This is a genomic window from Pseudomonas sp. KBN12P06040 (assembly GCF_037574965.1).
Taxonomy (GTDB): Bacteria; Pseudomonadota; Gammaproteobacteria; order Pseudomonadales; family Pseudomonadaceae; genus Pseudomonas; species Pseudomonas aeruginosa.
Genome location: NZ_JBBELS010000002.1, coordinates 270,340 through 285,894, shown reverse-complemented (window position 1 = coordinate 285,894; position 15,555 = coordinate 270,340). Strand labels below are relative to the sequence as shown.

Sequence of the window (15,555 nt, the reverse complement as noted above, 5' to 3'; positions counted from 1 at the left end):
CCATCCCTCATGACTATGTCGCCTTTTATCCACTTGGTGCTGAGTGGCAGGCCCAATTACCTCATCAAGGAACGCTTATGACTAAAAAATGGATTGAACTGGAACTTCTCGCAGACTCGGACGCCCGGCTGCCGGTTGTCGAAGGCGGCAGGATTACCGTCGCCGAGGCCAGCATTCGCACCATCACCGGCTACTCCGACCAGATGCTGGGGGACGGGTGCATCCTCGTCCTGGACACCATTGCGAAGAACGGTGGAAGCCGCCTGATTCGCGTCCGTGACGCCTATAGCGAAATCGAAACCCAACTGTCGGACCTGACCGAGTGGATTGAGGTGGACATCGTCAACGACTCTCTGGCGAAGCTCAGCAGTCTCCAAACCGTAGGACTGCTGCGACGGGAGGGGATCAAAGCTCTGAACGAGGTCAAGGACTCGTTCACCGGAGCGCGCAGCCAACTCACTCTGGATACCGTTGGTGATCACGGTGTTGCCCGTGCTCTCCTCCTCAAGCAGTCGTACGAGGATCTCAAACCGGCGCTGCCCGAGCGTAGCGCCGTGGTCAAACATCACCAGGACGCCTAGGAGATACCAGTGGCACGTGCCCGACTCCACCTGATCTGCGGCAATTGCGGGTGCGCCGATATGTGGACCCACTGCATTGAGCCGAAGGGTACTGACATCGACGGTGAGCTGTTCCCGGCGGTTTACCTCTCCTGCGGCAACTGCGCAACGCTACATGATCTTGCAGATAAGGCCCCCAACTCGAAACCAAACCAGCGTCTTGAAGAGATCCATGAGCCACGCTAGCCCAACCGAAAAGAGACCGCGCTACACGCCCGTGTTCGCAGTCCTCATCTACGCATTCATCCTCTGCACCACAGTGCTGGTGGCCGGGATGACCATCCCATGGGACATCGGCACCTACATCACGCACTGCCACGCTGTTGTCGGGTGCTTGCTGGCATTACCCGTCATCGCCAAAGGCAGGCAGTTCAAGGAAATCGGGCGGGGAGTTGGCGCATTGCTGGTCGCCGGCCTGGTGATCGGCTTCACCCTTCTCCGGAGTGTGTTCGGGGTGCAGCCGTTGCCCGAGGACGTCGACTTCCTCGATCTACGCCCTTTCGCCGCGGCGTTGATCGTCATCTCTCTCGGCATCTTGGCCGAGTTACTGGTGCGACGGAGCTTTTGGCCAGGTTTCAGGGCACTTGGGCGGTAAGCTAGGCCTTTCCCTGACAGACATAGGATTTGAAGGATGCCCATTACTGAAGCTGGCAGCGCTCCGGCCCGATCTTTGGCCGTGATTGGCGTATTGACCTACTCCGCGATTCTGGTGGGGCTGTCTCTACTAGCCGCCTGGCTGATCTCGGGCCCGGTGGGTAGCACTATCTCGAATTGCTTCGCGCTGGTCCTGGTAATGCTGGTCGGTACTGGACGAAAAACCCTGAAAGCTGCATACGGCACCCCCTTGATGTCCTTCATGGCCATCGTCTCCGGCATTGTCTTTTCTGCGGTGTTTATCGTGGTCGCCGCTGGCCTCAAGGCGGATGTAGCGCTAGCGTTCGACGTTACCTCGCTCAGTGACTTCGATGTCAGCCTCATCGGCGCTGTGTTGGTCGTTTTCACCGCCCACTTTGTGGCGCATTTCCTGGTCAGGGCATTCTTCTGGCGGGAGTTGGCCAGCTGGGCTTGATCAGGAGGCAGCAGTTACACCAGAGCCCGCCACAGTGCGGGCTTCGTGCTTTCTGGCATCGACGAAATGCCCGGTTCTGGCACACATGAGCTCGGGGGAAGATAGCCACATCGAATCCAAGCCACCGAGCCAAGAGACTTCCGCCATGAAACACACTCCAGCACACATCGCCATCCAGGCCCCCGAGTACAAGGCAGTCAAGCAAGTAATCGCCGTCAACCTGGTGGCGCATGGCTGGACCGCCGCCAGCCAGCTCGATATGGACATCTGCTGCCTGGTGGCCTCCCAGGACTACGAGACCGCCGTTGGCATCAAGACCGCCACGCTCAGCCTCGAGCCGCGATCGGAAGGCTTCCAGCTGGTAGGCAACTACCAGAGTGAGGGCAACAACGTTCTGAGCACCACCTGGCTGAACATCCCCAGCGGCATGACCTCGGAACAGATCGCCGAGAAAGTGCCGGAATTCCTGGAGAAGGTCGACCGCGAGGTCAACCGCAGCTACGCCCGCCGCTTGTTCCTGCTCTGATAGCAGTAGTAGCCACTCCCCCAGGGCCCGCCTTAGAGCGGGCTCTGCGCATTTTTAGGGTCCGAATATCGGGAATTGATGTCAGGCGATAGGGGTTCGAAAAATACTTCGAAATTTTCTCGGCGCCGGTTCTGGCACACACGACCTCCCCTGAAGATGGCTCCATCGACCACACAGGAGCACTACCCCATGACCACCAAGACCATCGCCGCCAACCTGATCACCGAAACCGCCCAAGCTGCTCTGGCTGGCTGCAACTCCCTGCGCAGCATCCACGACACCGCCAAGAAGCTGATCACCGGCAAACAGTTGGGCTTAGACTTCGATCCGAAGCGCCAGAACGCCTTCGAAATGCCCACCGCCCTCCTCGTCTGCAATGTCGAAGAGGCAATCCGCAGCGAATTCGACCAGGATGCCATCCGCGGCTTCGCCGATTCCTACAAGGCCGGCGAGCCCGTCGAACCGCTGGGCGTTGTCGCCGAAAACGGCAAACTGCGCGTAGTGACCGGTTTCACCCGCCACGCCGGCCTGATGCTGGCCATCGCCGAAGGCGCCGACATCAAGCGCGTGTGGGTGAGCCAGGTGGAAGGTGGCCGCGCCGTTGAGATCGTGCGTCAGTGCGTGAGCAACCAGCAGGTGCCGGTTTCCCCTCTTGATCTGGCCGAGGCCTACCGCGAGCTGATCGACGACCACAAGTTCACTGTCGCCGGTGTCGCGGCCGCGGTGCACCGCAAGGTCAGCCACGTTCGCAAGATGCTGGCGCTGGTGAACGTGGCCCCTGAGGTCAAGGAGATGGTCGAGAAGGGCCAAGCTTCCGTCTCTACTGCCCTGGCCGCAGAGAAGCAGTGCAAGGCCAACGGCGAAGACACTGTGGTGCATATGCAGGAGCAGCTCGCCAAGGCCCAGCGCAACGGCTCCGCGAAGATCACCGCGAAGTCCGTTGGTGCGCCGTCCGCCCTGTACGGTCGCAAGGACCTGGACGTAGCAGCCCCGGTGCTGGTCCAGCTGGCCGACCAGCTGGAGAAAGCTCTGCCCTTCATGGCCACCCCGGAGAGTGTGAAGGTCGAACTGACCCTCAGCGGTGCCGACCTGAACCTGCAGGACCTGGCCAAGGCGCTGGCCAACATCCGCGCGGCCGTAAAATCTGCCCAGAGCGGCACCGAGCCGGCGGCGAACGTCGGCTAATCCAAGCCCCCTGACAACTATCGCCCCCACCCACTGGGGGCTATGGGCGGCCGGGACTTACGGAGAGACAAACGGAATGGCCACATTTGCTTTCTGTGACTTCGATGACGCGCTAGATGTTTTGAGGTCAGCCATTACGGAAGCATCCATCACCACCCTGATCGACCAGATCGATCAGCAATTTAATGCTGGATATCTGGATGTGAGTCCAGCGCAGTGGGGGCATCTGGCCTCTGAGGTGATGGTCAGGCTAGACCATGTCCGGCAATCAGCTCCGTCAGTTTGAGAGAGATACACGATGAGCATTCGCCTGGAACTGCAGTGCATCAACCAGGAAGACCCGAGCACCGACGACTGCTACAGCATGAACGAGCAGGGTGTGTTCGAAACTGCTGACGATACTCAGGCCGATCTGATCCGGGCCTACAAGTACCTTCAGGACCTGGCCACCCGTAAGGGCTGGAAGGCAGCCAAGCTTGCCCAGGGCAAGAAAGGCATGCTGTGTCCGAACTGTGTGAAGCTGTATGAGGCACAGACTGGCCACATTCTGAGTTGAACGCTCCACGGAAGTCGCTGGGCAACCACAATGCCCGAGGAGGGCAAGACAATGGCTGTTGTCAATGTTCACGAAGACCTGATTCGCCGCATGCGCGAACGTAAGTATTACGACCTGAGCCAATGGTGCGCCGAAGAGCTCGAGGAGACCGAGCACGAAGCGGAGCAACAGGGTGAATGGCGGATTGCCAAGGAGATCCGCGAAGAAATTGAACGCCAGAAGGCGTACTACCCCTGAACAAGCTTCCGGCTCGCCGGCGCATGACCGAGGAATGGACATGGCAGACAAACTCTACAAATGCAGCCGCTGTGATGGCGCTGGGAAAATCTGGCTGTTCACTGCCGTTCTCGGTGGTGTCTGCTTTCAATGCGGCGGCAGCGGAAAGCAGAAAACTAAGCCCAAGCCCAGGGCTGTCAAATGGGCCGTCTTCGGGCACAGCCGCGAGACAGGAAAAATCGGGCGCCTCTACAACGTGAGCGCACGCACTCAGGCTGAAGCGATCAACAAGGCCCGTGACACCTACGATCGCGCAAGTAGTGCTTGGCGTGACGAGTGGAGCATGCAACAGGCTTTTGCTCAAACCTGGGCCGAGCTGCAAGAGGCCGGAACGCTGGAAACCGCAGGCATCAGCTGATCCACCTCTTCCACCCAGCACCACGAAGGAAAGTACGATGAAACGCTTTGACGATCGAGCAACCTGTTTTCACTCGGGCAAGAAGATCAGCCCGCCCATGAATGAGCGCCGCCTTTGCGCCTGCTGCGGCTTGCGAATCGTAAAAGGCTTCATCGTTGAGATTGGACATGTCGGCGAGGACTGCGCAGGAATCATCGAGCGTCGAAGTCGCGACAGGGACTTCCATGGTGCAACGGTCAAAGACTTCGCCGAGCGGTATAAGCGAGCGACGGGCTGGACAATCAAGCCAGCAGTTCTCAGAACTCTGGAAGATCACTACCCCTGAGAATCGAGGCAACTGCCTCGTTAAGCTAGACAGAGAACTGATGGTTGGGATTACACCCGTTAGTCATAGTAAAATGAACCAAGCCATAACGTACTATTTCATTGCGCTCACGCAATAAAGCGATATTAAATACAAGGTTAGCTATGCAACAAGACAAACAAAGTTCAAAAAACAAAAGCTTTGCATCCAACGCTTTAGCAGTTGCTCTATTAATTATATGTGCCGTAATTGGCATGTTGTTTTATGGCCAAAATATCATGGCCACTGCTACTCAAGGCATGGGTAAACTGGCTGCGAAGCATCTGACTTATGAAATTCCCAATGCCTTGATTTTGCTTGAGGCCCGTCGCGGCCCCTGTGCCACTATCCCAATCACTTCTGAAGAGCTAATGAAGAGGGGAGCGCCTAAGCAAACAGCGAACGGCTCCCCCTGGACTGCAAGCTTCACCGGAGAGTCTGTCGAGGTCATATACCCCTACAGTGACGAGGACGACTATCGAATGACGAAACATGATTTGTTGAAGGTCATTCAAGAGAGTTCAAATGTTCAAAAGGCTGAGATAGCTGTTGAAGGCGTCAAGGTCACTTACTCCTGCCAGCATCCGGTAACTAAATCATGACCGATTCCCTAGGCCCTTTGAGCCCCGAAGAAGAAGAAATGATCCGTCGGCATCGCGACGAGAAGGCCCAGCGTGCCGCGGCATTGGCATTCCGCTTGAAAGCCCTCAAGGTGGCCGCTGAGTACGAAGCCTGGCTGCAACAGGATGAAGAGTGTGGGGATTCGTTCTCGACGTTCGTGAACCGATTCGGCTACCAGGACAGCGATTGCCAACCCATGCACGAATACGTCAAGCGAATCCATAAGGCAGCAACTCCTGACTGAAGGTAGGTTTTTGATGGAAGGAAGACAGTTCATCAAGAGCGTGACCGGGAATTACCCCGTTTACCCGGGCCATCCCCTGGTACTGGCAACTGCGATCATGGAGTTCTACTCCGACTTTCCGACGGCCAATGCGCCTACAAAACATGGCTGGTGCGCCGCCCTGAGCGATAGCCGCATCCCTGGAGCCGGGGACCACGTCGGTGCCGCGGTGCGCTGCTTGAGTATTGGAGCTGAAGGCGGTTCAGTAGATGAGATGGTGGCCGCCGCGGGCAGTTACTGGGAGCGAGGGCAGGCCGGCGGGCACCATGGATATGTCTGTGCCGGCATCGAGCAGGCCAAGGCCGTTGAGCCGAAGTTCCGCGAGCTGGCCGAGCGTTGGTTCCCGAACTGACCCACCCTCCCCGATCAAGGCCCGCCGATTTGGCGGGCTTCTCGTTCCTGCAGGGAAGGTCGGGCCCTACGGTTGGGCCTGAAGCTACGCACTAGCCGTAGTGAGGCTCGGATTCATGCCCGAGGTTCCGAACTCACCGTGCTTCGAGGAGGAGTGCGTTCAGGCCGAAATTTCCGGCCCGGGAGCAGTTGGAGCTTGAGGTTCGGTTTCGAGTCCCGAGATCGGTCTCGAAGCTTCCGAAAGTGGGGTATCCGAGTATTCAGGGTCATCCATTTTTCAAGCTCGGGCATAAAGCCTTCGCCAAGCACATCGCGTATGCACTTGTAGATTGCAGACCTGAATTGCAGATCAGAGAGTAACTTGATCTCCTTCCGCCGGCGGTCCCACTCGGTTTTCAGTTTCCAACTCCGGGCGCCTTTCCCGTTCTCCTCCAGCTCACGGTTCAGTTCGACCAGGGCGTCATAGGCCCTGAGTTTCGATACCTGGATGGCTTGCAGGAGTTGTGTATCGGTGAAACCGTTCTGCTGGGCCCAGAGCGGAAAATCTTGACCATATACACCCGCTTCCCAGAACTTTGCTCGGGTCACTCCCACAGCGCCCACGATCTCCGGGTACAGCTTCGAGAACTCGGAGAGATATCGCTCTCGTTGGTAGTCGTGCACGCGCGCCAGGGCGGCCTCGCCGGCGAGATGTAGAACGCCACGGGCAAGCGCCTGGTCGGTTCGGATTTCCAGCCGTACATGCATCTCGCTTCGCAACACTTCGATCTGCGTATAGAGGTAACGCTGACCGTCACGGTCTTTGCGAGCCACCGCGGCTTCCAACCTGCGGTTCAGGATTCCAATCGCGCCAGCGCACAGGGCCACGACGGTGCCGTGCCTATAGCTGCTCCTGATGAACTCCAGGAATCCGGCCTCGCTTTTCAGTGCTGATTTCAGATCAATCCACGGCATAGGAAATCTCCCCTATTGATTCCCCGAGGCTACTGCAATCCTGAGGAGGTACATGCTCAAAGGCTACGGCTGATTTCCGGATCGCAGATGGTGGCACGGGAGGACCAGCCCGATTCTTGCCTCAGTTGATCAACGAACAGGCACTTGAGGCGATGAGCACACAAAACACACAGATCGAACTCGGCCAGTACCCAACCCCGGCCTGGGCTGCAGCCGCGATCGTACGAAAGAACTTCAGCCACCTCAGCGCCAAGGATTTCGTCCTTGAGCCAACGTGCGGCCCAGGGCGCTTTCTGCAAGCGGTTCCCCAATATGTGCCGGCGCTGGGGATAGAGATCGATCCGCATCTCGCTCAGCAAGCACGTGACCTGACCGGCAGGCCGGTCATTACCGGCGACTTCTTCCAGGTGGAGTTCGAAGAGCGTCCAACTCTGGTCCTCGGTAATCCGCCTTTCGAAACCAAATTCATCGAGCGATTGCTGGATCGTGTACACGGCCTACTGGTCGACAATGGCCAGGTGGCATTCGTCCTACCCTGCTACTTCCTCCAGACAGCGGCGAGAGTGTGTCGGTACAACGAACGCTGGGCCATCCAGCAGGAGATGCTGCCCAGAAACCTCTACGCCGGGCTGAAGCATCCCCTGACTTTCGTGACGTTCACCAAAGACCAAGAGCGCCTGATGATCGGCCTCAGCCTATACCACGAACTGGCGTACCTGCAGGGCTTGCCGAAAGATGTGCAGGAGGCCATGAGTCAGGGCCCAGCCACCTGGCGCGAGGTCGTCGGGCAGGCCCTCGATCTGTTCGAGGGTGAGGCCCACCTGAGCCAAATCTACGAATACGTTGCTGAACGCCGGCCGACGGCAAACCCGAACTGGAAGGAGCAGGTCCGTAAGGTCTGCCAGCAGACTGCGCGCCGAGTGGGCCCCGGGCGCTATGCGAAGCCGGACCAGCTGGACATGCTGGCCGCATAGCTGATCGAACATCTGGAGAGACACCGCATGACCACAACCAATCAACAGCGGGCGGTTCAACGGAAGCAACCTAAGAAGGTCAGCCCCGAAGAACTGCAAGCCATGATCGCCCAGTACCAGGCCGGAGAAGTGATTGCGTCCCGGCTACCCTTCACATTCCCCTCGGGCTTTAAGCTCACTGAGGTGGTCCCGCAATGCAAGCTGTGCGGGAGTGAAATCAGAAAGCAAGACTTTAGGGGGATCTGGAACCAGGTACTGCCGGATGTCGTGGTGATCGATGGCCACGGAGTGTGCCGGTCCTGCCGTTGCATCACAGCATTTCTCATCCGAGTCCGAGGGGAAAGCCCTGTGGTCCTGGAATCGATCAGCGATGAAGGCGTTTGGCAGCAATACACCCAGGACCAGACGATGTGGGCGCGGATCAAGCGCCAGCTCCGATTGCTGACCTCCCGCTTCTGACACACTCCGATTGACCTCAGACTGGTCTCATCGCTAACACGCCATGGAGCCCCATCATGAGCCTCAATCCAACGATCATGGACGAAGCCAAAACCGAAGTTCTGAGCTGTCTCGACAACGCGAGCCGGTCTATCCACGAGTTTCACGACGCACCAGCGTTCATGACCTGGTGGGAACAGTACGGTTCTGGTGATCTCGGCCTGACCCACGACCAGAAAATCGACCTCTACTGTCAGCTTCGGGTTGAGGTCTACACCTTCCAGGGCTGCCTCGATGAGTACCGCCGCCTACTGACGGGAAAACCAGACATAGCAATGAGAATTGGCGATTGCCATTATGCCTACCTCAGCGCCAGCGGGGAGCTAATAGGCTTGACGGTGAACCGCAATAGCACGATCGACGAGGCTGAGCCTTACGACTTCGATAGCAGCGCGTTCAATACCTGCGTTGGGGGCTGGATGGATGAGGATTACCGCCAGACACGCAAATGGATTACCGAGCCTGAATTCGTGCCGGTGACAGTCGATCCTCTCCCTGAGAAGTACATAGAGTTTGACCATGCTGGCCAGCGCTGGTCATTCAACCGAGATGAACTCTCCATGCTTGAGAGTGAAGACAGCTGCTTCCACTTTGTGGCGTATCACTTGCTGTCGGAACCGACGACTGAATCGGTGATCGCTTTCATTGAATCGAATGGGTTGGGTTAACTCTCACCCCCATAACACTCCGCAGGACAAGCATTTCGAGCGAGTGGATTAGGACACTCGCTTTCCCCCTCAAAACTCTCATCAAGCGAATTTCAGCCGGTCGCTTTCGTTGGTAGCCAAATTTCGGTCGCGGGACAATCCGGGGACCATCTCTAGAGAAAACCCGTGGTCAGACGACACTGAAAACACCTCGGCGTGTTCTTGATCCTGGCGACAGTGGCGGGAGTGATCAGCTCCTGCTGGGGTAGTGGCACACCTCAATGAACTTACTGCGGCAACAGTGGACCTGAGCGTTGCCGGATCGGGTGAAATCTTGGTGTACGGGAACCCTGCCCAACGCGATCACCGTGTCGCCGGCTCCGGCAAGATCAAATTCAAGTAACTCCCGCGAATAGGAACCGAATCATGAGCAAAACCAAAACTGGACCTCAGGGAGGCACCCCTTTGAGCTTCGATGAGCAAGGGATCACCGGACGTTACAACGGACAGGGCCTACTCGAGGTCTTCATTCCGGCAGGGGTCTCACCAGAGCCTGTAAGCAAAAACGATTTCTGGGCCAACGTAGCGCATTACTCCCTGGTCGCTGCAGCTATCACTCTCACGCTGCAAACCCGTCAAGACAAGGTGAGCCTGAAGGACCTCGTATCCATCCTCAGCGATCTGGAGAAGATGCTGGTGCTGGTCGAAGCAGCGGAACCCGTGCCCAGTGACTTTACAGGCGCATTTGAATGGGTTCGCTCCTGTCTTCAACATTGGAAAGAAGATACGGATGGCGCGTGGAACTTCCGCCACTTCAAGATTCTGCAACAGGGGCTCCTGGCCCGGCTGACCACGATCCTCGATTCCAAGGATCATGTACCTGAAGTACGCCGCTATTCGATCGACACCGACGGGAACGGGGCCTTCGCAGAAGTGGTACTTGCGGAAGACTACGAGCGTACCGTCCTGGCCATGCAGTCCGCTGAAGCGGAGCGCGATCAATTCAAAGCCGAGCTTGAGCGGCTTAAAGATCAGGCACCTGTCGCATTCATGTTCAGGGGGCCCGATGGCCGTCTTCGTATGGATGCCTGCCGCCACAAACCCAGCGAACCAGGATGGGAAGGCGTGTACGGAGAATCCAGGCCCGCCCGGACATGAACCGGCTTGAACGCTCAAGCGAAGAACTGACTGCATTGCTTGCCACGATTTCGCAGGCCGAAGCCCAGCCTGTCTGAGCAGGGGCCTGGTTCTGGCACACCCCGAGGACGCCGATGATTGCTTCCGTGAAATCCCATTCCTCCACCTCTTCAGGAACTGCAAGCGATGAGTAACGAAACGGAAAGCACCATGCCGGCGACCCTCCCCCAGCAGCCGGAGGTTCTCGCGTACCTCAACTACCACAAGCAGGACGTCGCCGGCCTTTCCTTCTCGCCACTTTCAGGGCGGTGCAAGCAGCTGATGGCCGTTGAGCAGTACCACCAGAGTGTGGATGCCCTGACGTCCCAGCTGGACATCGCTTTGCAGGACCTGGCTACGGCTCAAGCCGAGCTGCAGCGTAACAAGGTCACCATTGCTGGGATGAATGAGGCCCATGCCAAGCTCGCAGGGTTGTATGAGGGGGCTCTCTCGCAGATCAAGACGCTTACTGCCACGCCCACCTTCAACCTGTGCCGCTGCGGCGATCAACGTCTTCCGGCCGTGACCCTGGAACGCAACTCCCTGGGACCTTTCTGGAAAGCTGCATGCCCCGCCTGCAAGCATTCGGTATCGACCTTCACCGAGCCCGGCCTCGTCCAGCTGTGGAACGCACTGTCCAAGGTGCCCAGGCCCATACCTGCACCCACCGACGTAGAAGGGCATGTCGGTTTGGTCACCTACACCGCCTTCTGGAACACCTACGTGTCCGGCTACGAGGATGGGAAGCAGGACTCAAGGGCCAGCAACTGCGCGAAGTACAACCCAAGCGGGGCAGCTCACAAGTCCATGGCCCTGCTCGCCAGCCTGGCCCAACCGGAGCAGAACGCCCATGAGTGAGACCCAGCACAACCTGAGCACATCGGCCGGCGGCCGCGGCTACCTGGTGGATTACTTCCAGACCAAACTCGGGCGCTACGACTTCACCCGATACATCCGCGATCGCCTGGCTGCTGATTTCGCCTGCATTTTGTCCCAGCACCTGACAAAAGAGCAGGCCGAAACCGACACCATGCGCGCGGAGCTGCAGGCGCTGCGCGCGGATCGGACGGCAGGTTGGCGTTGCTTCCATTGTGGCGAGCACTTCCTCGACGAGGCCGCTGCCGCCCTTCACTTCGGCACTCATGAGATGCAATCGCCGGCCTGCCTTATCGACGTGGCGGAGTACCGCGAGATGGAAGCACGTATGCGCAGCTACAACGACGAGGATGCCGAAATCCACCGAGCAATGGCGCGCCAGCGAACCCAACATCAGCTCGAACTTCGCCGGGCTGAAGAGCAGGGCTATTCCCGGGGCCTTAAGGACGCCGCGGATGCCATGGAGCGCCAGCAAAGCTTGCATCAACTTGAGCTAAGCCGCGCTGAAGGGCTGGGTTATTCCCGGGGCCTCAAGGAGGCTACGGAGCAGATCCTCGACAAGCAAATGCAGGAGGACTAGCAAATGAGCCGGAAACAAACCGCCGAAGACAAAATCGCCAAGGTACTGGACTCGTATCACGCCTACCTGAAGGAATGGAAGTACGACGAAAAAAAGTCCCTCTTTTCTTCTGGCGGGTGGGTTTTCAAGGGCAAGAACCACACCGCCCACGAAATGAACAGCAAGATCCTCGCCCGCCGAAATCAGGACGTGCAGAAGATCCTCAAGATCACTTCCGAATCGAACGCCGGCATGGGTGACACCTCGCTCTCTGCACAGTGACAGAGGCGCCAGCATCTCTTCATTCCCAATCTCGTGGAGCTAACATGTCTTTCATCCCTTCCCCGTCGAAATCCGGCGGCCGAACCGAAGCCGACGTAACACCGCAAGCTATGGGCCTTGCGATGAACGGCTATGAGATCCGAAATGCTCTGGAGTTCCTAGCCCCGGAGCGCACCCCTGAGCAGATGAGTCATCGACTGGTGATCGAACTGCACTCCGCAGCTCAGGAGATCCGCTGTCCTGAGTCCGGCCTTTACGCGCGCCACGAGAGACTCCCAGACGACATCGCCATCTACCTGGTTGACCATGAGCCCGCCCAGGTCCTGCCCACCCAGGGTATAGCGCCGTACGACAAGGACGATCTCGATGCTGACGATCAACCCCAACATGTGCCCAGCCTCGTGCTGAACGGCTATCAGTTGCTGAACGCCATCGAGTTCCTGGCCCCGGACAACACAACTGAGCAGCTCGAGCAGACGTTGGTGATCGAACTGCATGACCAGGACGAGGACTTCCCTGTGGCAGGCTTATACGCATACCACGAGGAGTGCCCTGAGGAAGGGGCAATACTGCTGCTCGAGCACCAGGAAGGAGTGCTGGCCGGAGGTGGTCAAGAAGAGACCTACGAGACCAAGATTGCGAACACCCTCGAGCTGGTGAAACAGGCTGCAGATGCCATCCAGGTTTTCACCGGGCACGACAGCAGCGCGAATCTGCGGCACCACTATGGCGAGAAATGGTGGGAGAAGTTGGACGACTTGCGTGACAAACTGCGCGCAATCGGGAAGAGCCTCCCGCTCGCCCACTCCGACCAGTTGCTGGCGCTCGACAAGCAGTGCCGGGATGATGTCGGTCGCGCGTTGGGGCTCATCCCTTCGGAAGATCGTGGTTTTGCTTGGTCCTATCTGCTTGCCGCAATCAAAAAAAGAGTGGGCTCACACGTCCTGTCCTCGATCAAAACGGCAGTTGAGCAAGCTGGCGCGCATGAGGCAGTTCAGGATCAACGACATTCTGATTGGTCGTGCTTCGATCCAACGTTCGTCATTGAGTATCTGCGCGAGAGCAGCACCTTCGATGCTGACCTCATCGGGAAAATGTTGGAGTACGCCACTCGCCCTGTCGAAGCCGGGCAAGCCTCCCCTAGCCCTGTGCTTGGGTGTGACTACCGAGGCAAACATTTCGGAGCGCCGTACCTGGATGCTCAATGCCAGAATGGCTACCTCTGGGACGAAGATAGCTGCGATGAGCCAGGGGGGCCGCTGCTCAACGGCGGTGATATTCCGTGCCCCAAATGCAATGCCGCGGAGTACGCGGAATATCTGCGCCTGGACGAGGACGACAATACCAGCCCGGTGCCTGTTGGCGATATCGAACTGGCACGCAAGCTGTTCGAAGAAATGGCACTCATTGCGGATGACGAGAAATGCATCCACATGCTGGCCGGCGCACTTTCCAAAGCACAGCCCCTGGCACCCCGCGACGATATTCTCTCCCGAATGAGCGAACTGGAGTCCGTCGCCAAAGAAGGCAGGCCGAAGAAGATCGTTGTCCGACTGAAGCATCCCGACAGCGAACCCAGCGGTTGCAGCAGCCTGCTCAACTACCACGAACCGACGCGCCAGCAGTTGATTACTGCCGGTATCCCGCTGAGTCGGCACACTCGGAATCCTATCGTTTGTTTCGGGATGATCGGGTGCAAGACGACGGCCGATGGTGTTATCGAATACACCTGGGGGGAATCCCAGGAGGTCCTGCTCGACAAATCCATCCCGACTGTAGACATGACACGTCCGGCCTGGCTGATTCCGGAACTCAAACCTGACGTTGTGGGTGCTCTGCTGCTGGGAGGAATCAGCGGCTCGGAGTACGGCGACAACGACATTCAGGTTGATTCCAAGGTCGTCGAGCGGCTCCAGGCCGAACGTGTAACCACCGAAGACGATGTAGTGGTCGAGCTGGTAACTGCCGACCAGTACAAGCGCGACGTCGCTGGTCTGCAAGCACGTGTGGATCTCTTCGACCGGCTGGCGGTCGCTAACAAGGCCCTTGCCGACTCGTTCCAAGCTGAACGGGACACTGCACTGGCCAGCCAGGCGGCTCAAGTCCGCGTGATCCCGGCAAACTGGAAGATCGAGCGTACCGGCGAGCGCATCATCGTCCAGCACCTGCACAACGGTGCCGGCTATGCCGCCTCCCGTGCGGGTGAATCCGGCATTGCCGAGGCGGTACTGTTCCTCCTCGCTTCCGACCTGGTTGGTGATGGCGTTGTCGCCCAGGAGGACGAGGCATGAAGCGCCGTCCAACTGGGTTCGTTGCGACCTGCCAGTGCGGCGTTGCCATTGGTGCGATGGACATCAATCGCACTGAGCGAGCGGATGCGGGCAGGCTGCTCGGCAAATGGCTGTACGACGGTTGCACCGTCGAACCGCGCTTCGCCGGCACCTGGTCCGCGGAAATCGGTCCGTGTAAGTGCCCCAAGGCACAGGGAGACCAGCATGAATAAGGTGCAACGCTACAGCGTGGATGCAAGGCATCTGCACCCACAAGGCTTCCTGACCGGCCAGGGTATGGGTGAGGTCGTCTACGTCGAAGAGTTCGACAAGGTAGCCGCCGAATCCCAGGCAAACGCCAATGCGCTCGCAGCGGCACGGAAAGAGATTGCCACTCTCCGCGCCATGCTGGGGTTGGCACCGGAGTGGATGGCCCTCACTGGCCCGGGGCAGGTCAAACAAGGGGACATGCTTCGCTTTAAGGTCGGAGACAGCGGGATCGAAGCGCCAGCGCAACTGGTACTTCACGAGGGAACCGGCCGCGAAGAAATCGTCTACAACCGTGGGAAAAACCACTATTTCATCACCGCCATGGCCGTCGATGGCACCAGCTCTCACAAGAGCGTCATGGTGAAAAGCGGCCAGGCCCGGGCGGGTAATGAACAGCTTCTGCGTCGACTTGGACAGGTCATCGCTTGGCAATGCTTCGGCGACTGCAGGATGTTCAGCGAAGAAGCGGTGCCGGCCCCTGCGGAGGTCATTGCAGAGCTGAACGCTGTGCTGAAGGGCGCGGAGTCCGTCCATGCCTGAGAAGCTGAAGCCGGTTTGTCATCGTGCGTTCTTCTTGAGCGCTCCCCAGCACTGGGGGCCATGCAGCAAGGAGCACCATGACATGGTCAAGGCCAACCCAAAGGAATGGCCTGATTATGAGGTGCAGGAGCTTTACGTCCTTCCTGCGAATCATGTGGTCCTACCGCGGGATCTGCTGGAGCGCATTGCCCACGACGATGAAGGCATGTCCGATCTAGCCGACTTTGAAGAGTTGAAGCGGCTCCTTCGTCTCCAGCAACCGTAACCCCGACCTCCAAATCCACATCCTGGGCGTTATTGTCCAGCACACCCCACCAGGAG

25 protein-coding genes are annotated in these 15,555 nt (G+C 58.4%); 24 read left to right on the top strand and 1 reads right to left on the bottom strand.

Annotated features, from left to right (window positions below; translation table 11 throughout):
- Window positions 1–77: 77 nt before the first annotated feature.
- From VQ067_RS32150 to VQ067_RS32090, 13 genes are all read left to right on the top strand, one after another.
- Window positions 78–581, top strand: a complete 504-nt coding sequence (locus VQ067_RS32150) for a hypothetical protein (protein WP_019438434.1) — start codon at window positions 78–80, stop codon at window positions 579–581.
- Window positions 582–792: 211 nt separating this feature from the next.
- Complete coding sequence (locus VQ067_RS32145; RefSeq protein ID WP_010792860.1) at window positions 793–1,215, top strand: hypothetical protein; 423 nt, start codon at window positions 793–795, stop codon at window positions 1,213–1,215.
- A gap of 36 nt (window positions 1,216–1,251) precedes the next feature.
- Window positions 1,252–1,689: a hypothetical protein gene (locus VQ067_RS32140; RefSeq protein ID WP_019438433.1), complete on the top strand. Its 438-nt coding sequence runs from the start codon at window positions 1,252–1,254 to the stop codon at window positions 1,687–1,689.
- Window positions 1,690–1,834: 145 nt separating this feature from the next.
- Window positions 1,835–2,215 (top strand): hypothetical protein, encoded by a 381-nt coding sequence (locus VQ067_RS32135; RefSeq protein ID WP_010792858.1) that lies wholly within the window; start codon window positions 1,835–1,837, stop codon window positions 2,213–2,215.
- 189 nt (window positions 2,216–2,404) lie between these two features.
- Window positions 2,405–3,400, top strand: a complete 996-nt coding sequence (locus VQ067_RS32130) for a ParB/RepB/Spo0J family partition protein (RefSeq protein WP_019438431.1) — start codon at window positions 2,405–2,407, stop codon at window positions 3,398–3,400.
- Window positions 3,401–3,476: 76 nt separating this feature from the next.
- Complete coding sequence (locus tag VQ067_RS32125; protein WP_019438430.1) at window positions 3,477–3,686, top strand: hypothetical protein; 210 nt, start codon at window positions 3,477–3,479, stop codon at window positions 3,684–3,686.
- Window positions 3,687–3,698: 12 nt separating this feature from the next.
- The gene (locus tag VQ067_RS32120; RefSeq protein ID WP_010794346.1) at window positions 3,699–3,956 is read left to right on the top strand and encodes a hypothetical protein; all 258 of its coding nucleotides are present in this window, start codon (window positions 3,699–3,701) and stop codon (window positions 3,954–3,956) included.
- 51 nt (window positions 3,957–4,007) lie between these two features.
- Window positions 4,008–4,193, top strand: a complete 186-nt coding sequence (locus VQ067_RS32115; RefSeq protein WP_019438429.1) for a hypothetical protein — start codon at window positions 4,008–4,010, stop codon at window positions 4,191–4,193.
- Between the two features lie 40 nt (window positions 4,194–4,233).
- Entirely contained in the window at window positions 4,234–4,590 is a 357-nt protein-coding gene (locus tag VQ067_RS32110) for a hypothetical protein (protein ID WP_010792854.1), read from the top strand.
- 37 nt (window positions 4,591–4,627) lie between these two features.
- Window positions 4,628–4,915 (top strand): hypothetical protein, encoded by a 288-nt coding sequence (locus VQ067_RS32105; RefSeq protein WP_019438427.1) that lies wholly within the window; start codon window positions 4,628–4,630, stop codon window positions 4,913–4,915.
- 143 nt (window positions 4,916–5,058) lie between these two features.
- Window positions 5,059–5,535: a hypothetical protein gene (locus VQ067_RS32100; protein ID WP_021018559.1), complete on the top strand. Its 477-nt coding sequence runs from the start codon at window positions 5,059–5,061 to the stop codon at window positions 5,533–5,535.
- Window positions 5,532–5,798, top strand: a complete 267-nt coding sequence (locus VQ067_RS32095) for a hypothetical protein (RefSeq protein ID WP_010792853.1) — start codon at window positions 5,532–5,534, stop codon at window positions 5,796–5,798. Before VQ067_RS32100 ends, VQ067_RS32095 begins: the two co-directional genes overlap by 4 nt.
- A 13-nt stretch (window positions 5,799–5,811) precedes the next feature.
- On the top strand, window positions 5,812–6,189 hold the full coding sequence (locus VQ067_RS32090) for a hypothetical protein (protein ID WP_043313016.1): 378 nt from the start codon (window positions 5,812–5,814) through the stop codon (window positions 6,187–6,189).
- A gap of 113 nt (window positions 6,190–6,302) precedes the next feature.
- On the opposite strand, the gene VQ067_RS32085 is transcribed toward VQ067_RS32090, so the two are convergent.
- Window positions 6,303–7,142 (bottom strand): hypothetical protein, encoded by an 840-nt coding sequence (locus VQ067_RS32085; protein WP_021018556.1) that lies wholly within the window; start codon window positions 7,140–7,142, stop codon window positions 6,303–6,305.
- A 116-nt stretch (window positions 7,143–7,258) separates the two neighbouring features.
- Here VQ067_RS32085 and VQ067_RS32080 point away from each other — a divergent pair, with 116 nt between their 5' ends.
- The 11 genes from VQ067_RS32080 to VQ067_RS32030 all read left to right on the top strand — a co-directional run bounded on the left by VQ067_RS32080 (window position 7,259) and on the right by VQ067_RS32030 (window position 15,499).
- On the top strand, window positions 7,259–8,116 hold the full coding sequence (locus VQ067_RS32080) for a class I SAM-dependent methyltransferase (RefSeq protein WP_228778165.1): 858 nt from the start codon (window positions 7,259–7,261) through the stop codon (window positions 8,114–8,116).
- A gap of 27 nt (window positions 8,117–8,143) precedes the next feature.
- Window positions 8,144–8,575 carry a hypothetical protein gene (locus tag VQ067_RS32075; protein ID WP_043313020.1) on the top strand — a complete coding sequence of 144 codons (432 nt, stop codon included), beginning with the start codon at window positions 8,144–8,146 and terminating at the stop codon, window positions 8,573–8,575.
- A gap of 56 nt (window positions 8,576–8,631) precedes the next feature.
- On the top strand, window positions 8,632–9,282 hold the full coding sequence (locus VQ067_RS32070) for a hypothetical protein (protein ID WP_021018553.1): 651 nt from the start codon (window positions 8,632–8,634) through the stop codon (window positions 9,280–9,282).
- Window positions 9,283–9,687: 405 nt separating this feature from the next.
- Window positions 9,688–10,419, top strand: coding sequence for a hypothetical protein (locus VQ067_RS32065; protein ID WP_061363311.1), 732 nt, complete (start codon window positions 9,688–9,690; stop codon window positions 10,417–10,419).
- A gap of 165 nt (window positions 10,420–10,584) precedes the next feature.
- The gene (locus VQ067_RS32060) at window positions 10,585–11,295 is read left to right on the top strand and encodes a hypothetical protein (RefSeq protein WP_043313023.1); all 711 of its coding nucleotides are present in this window, start codon (window positions 10,585–10,587) and stop codon (window positions 11,293–11,295) included.
- Complete coding sequence (locus VQ067_RS32055; protein WP_010792845.1) at window positions 11,288–11,893, top strand: hypothetical protein; 606 nt, start codon at window positions 11,288–11,290, stop codon at window positions 11,891–11,893. The genes VQ067_RS32060 and VQ067_RS32055 overlap by 8 nt, the downstream gene beginning before the upstream one ends.
- A gap of 3 nt (window positions 11,894–11,896) precedes the next feature.
- Entirely contained in the window at window positions 11,897–12,154 is a 258-nt protein-coding gene (locus tag VQ067_RS32050; protein ID WP_043313024.1) for a hypothetical protein, read from the top strand.
- A gap of 44 nt (window positions 12,155–12,198) precedes the next feature.
- Window positions 12,199–14,445 carry a hypothetical protein gene (locus tag VQ067_RS32045; protein WP_043313025.1) on the top strand — a complete coding sequence of 749 codons (2,247 nt, stop codon included), beginning with the start codon at window positions 12,199–12,201 and terminating at the stop codon, window positions 14,443–14,445.
- Complete coding sequence (locus tag VQ067_RS32040; protein ID WP_010794360.1) at window positions 14,442–14,657, top strand: hypothetical protein; 216 nt, start codon at window positions 14,442–14,444, stop codon at window positions 14,655–14,657. Before VQ067_RS32045 ends, VQ067_RS32040 begins: the two co-directional genes overlap by 4 nt.
- Window positions 14,650–15,234, top strand: coding sequence for a hypothetical protein (locus VQ067_RS32035; RefSeq protein ID WP_021018548.1), 585 nt, complete (start codon window positions 14,650–14,652; stop codon window positions 15,232–15,234). The genes VQ067_RS32040 and VQ067_RS32035 overlap by 8 nt, the downstream gene beginning before the upstream one ends.
- The gene (locus VQ067_RS32030) at window positions 15,227–15,499 is read left to right on the top strand and encodes a hypothetical protein (protein ID WP_021018547.1); all 273 of its coding nucleotides are present in this window, start codon (window positions 15,227–15,229) and stop codon (window positions 15,497–15,499) included. The genes VQ067_RS32035 and VQ067_RS32030 overlap by 8 nt, the downstream gene beginning before the upstream one ends.
- Window positions 15,500–15,555 lie beyond the last annotated feature (56 nt).

What these genes read in the sequence shown, in the direction of transcription:
- VQ067_RS32050 (WP_043313024.1), top strand. Translation starts at nt 11,897, where the DNA reads ATGAGCCGGAAACAAACCGCCGAAGACAAAATCGCCAAGGTACTGGAC.
- VQ067_RS32040 (WP_010794360.1), top strand. Translation starts at nt 14,442, where the DNA reads ATGAAGCGCCGTCCAACTGGGTTCGTTGCGACCTGCCAGTGCGGCGTT.
- VQ067_RS32055 (WP_010792845.1), top strand. Translation starts at nt 11,288, where the DNA reads ATGAGTGAGACCCAGCACAACCTGAGCACATCGGCCGGCGGCCGCGGC.
- VQ067_RS32035 (WP_021018548.1), top strand. Translation starts at nt 14,650, where the DNA reads ATGAATAAGGTGCAACGCTACAGCGTGGATGCAAGGCATCTGCACCCA.
- VQ067_RS32090 (WP_043313016.1), top strand. Translation starts at nt 5,812, where the DNA reads ATGGAAGGAAGACAGTTCATCAAGAGCGTGACCGGGAATTACCCCGTT.
- VQ067_RS32065 (WP_061363311.1), top strand. Translation starts at nt 9,688, where the DNA reads ATGAGCAAAACCAAAACTGGACCTCAGGGAGGCACCCCTTTGAGCTTC.
- VQ067_RS32135 (WP_010792858.1), top strand. Translation starts at nt 1,835, where the DNA reads ATGAAACACACTCCAGCACACATCGCCATCCAGGCCCCCGAGTACAAG.
- VQ067_RS32105 (WP_019438427.1), top strand. Translation starts at nt 4,628, where the DNA reads ATGAAACGCTTTGACGATCGAGCAACCTGTTTTCACTCGGGCAAGAAG.
- VQ067_RS32045 (WP_043313025.1), top strand. Translation starts at nt 12,199, where the DNA reads ATGTCTTTCATCCCTTCCCCGTCGAAATCCGGCGGCCGAACCGAAGCC.
- VQ067_RS32085 (WP_021018556.1), bottom strand. Translation starts at nt 7,142, where the DNA reads ATGCCGTGGATTGATCTGAAATCAGCACTGAAAAGCGAGGCCGGATTC.
- VQ067_RS32145 (WP_010792860.1), top strand. Translation starts at nt 793, where the DNA reads ATGAGCCACGCTAGCCCAACCGAAAAGAGACCGCGCTACACGCCCGTG.
- VQ067_RS32030 (WP_021018547.1), top strand. Translation starts at nt 15,227, where the DNA reads ATGCCTGAGAAGCTGAAGCCGGTTTGTCATCGTGCGTTCTTCTTGAGC.
- VQ067_RS32150 (WP_019438434.1), top strand. Translation starts at nt 78, where the DNA reads ATGACTAAAAAATGGATTGAACTGGAACTTCTCGCAGACTCGGACGCC.
- VQ067_RS32120 (WP_010794346.1), top strand. Translation starts at nt 3,699, where the DNA reads ATGAGCATTCGCCTGGAACTGCAGTGCATCAACCAGGAAGACCCGAGC.
- VQ067_RS32140 (WP_019438433.1), top strand. Translation starts at nt 1,252, where the DNA reads ATGCCCATTACTGAAGCTGGCAGCGCTCCGGCCCGATCTTTGGCCGTG.
- VQ067_RS32100 (WP_021018559.1), top strand. Translation starts at nt 5,059, where the DNA reads ATGCAACAAGACAAACAAAGTTCAAAAAACAAAAGCTTTGCATCCAAC.
- VQ067_RS32095 (WP_010792853.1), top strand. Translation starts at nt 5,532, where the DNA reads ATGACCGATTCCCTAGGCCCTTTGAGCCCCGAAGAAGAAGAAATGATC.
- VQ067_RS32125 (WP_019438430.1), top strand. Translation starts at nt 3,477, where the DNA reads ATGGCCACATTTGCTTTCTGTGACTTCGATGACGCGCTAGATGTTTTG.
- VQ067_RS32075 (WP_043313020.1), top strand. Translation starts at nt 8,144, where the DNA reads ATGACCACAACCAATCAACAGCGGGCGGTTCAACGGAAGCAACCTAAG.
- VQ067_RS32115 (WP_019438429.1), top strand. Translation starts at nt 4,008, where the DNA reads ATGGCTGTTGTCAATGTTCACGAAGACCTGATTCGCCGCATGCGCGAA.
- VQ067_RS32070 (WP_021018553.1), top strand. Translation starts at nt 8,632, where the DNA reads ATGAGCCTCAATCCAACGATCATGGACGAAGCCAAAACCGAAGTTCTG.
- VQ067_RS32130 (WP_019438431.1), top strand. Translation starts at nt 2,405, where the DNA reads ATGACCACCAAGACCATCGCCGCCAACCTGATCACCGAAACCGCCCAA.
- VQ067_RS32060 (WP_043313023.1), top strand. Translation starts at nt 10,585, where the DNA reads ATGAGTAACGAAACGGAAAGCACCATGCCGGCGACCCTCCCCCAGCAG.
- VQ067_RS32110 (WP_010792854.1), top strand. Translation starts at nt 4,234, where the DNA reads ATGGCAGACAAACTCTACAAATGCAGCCGCTGTGATGGCGCTGGGAAA.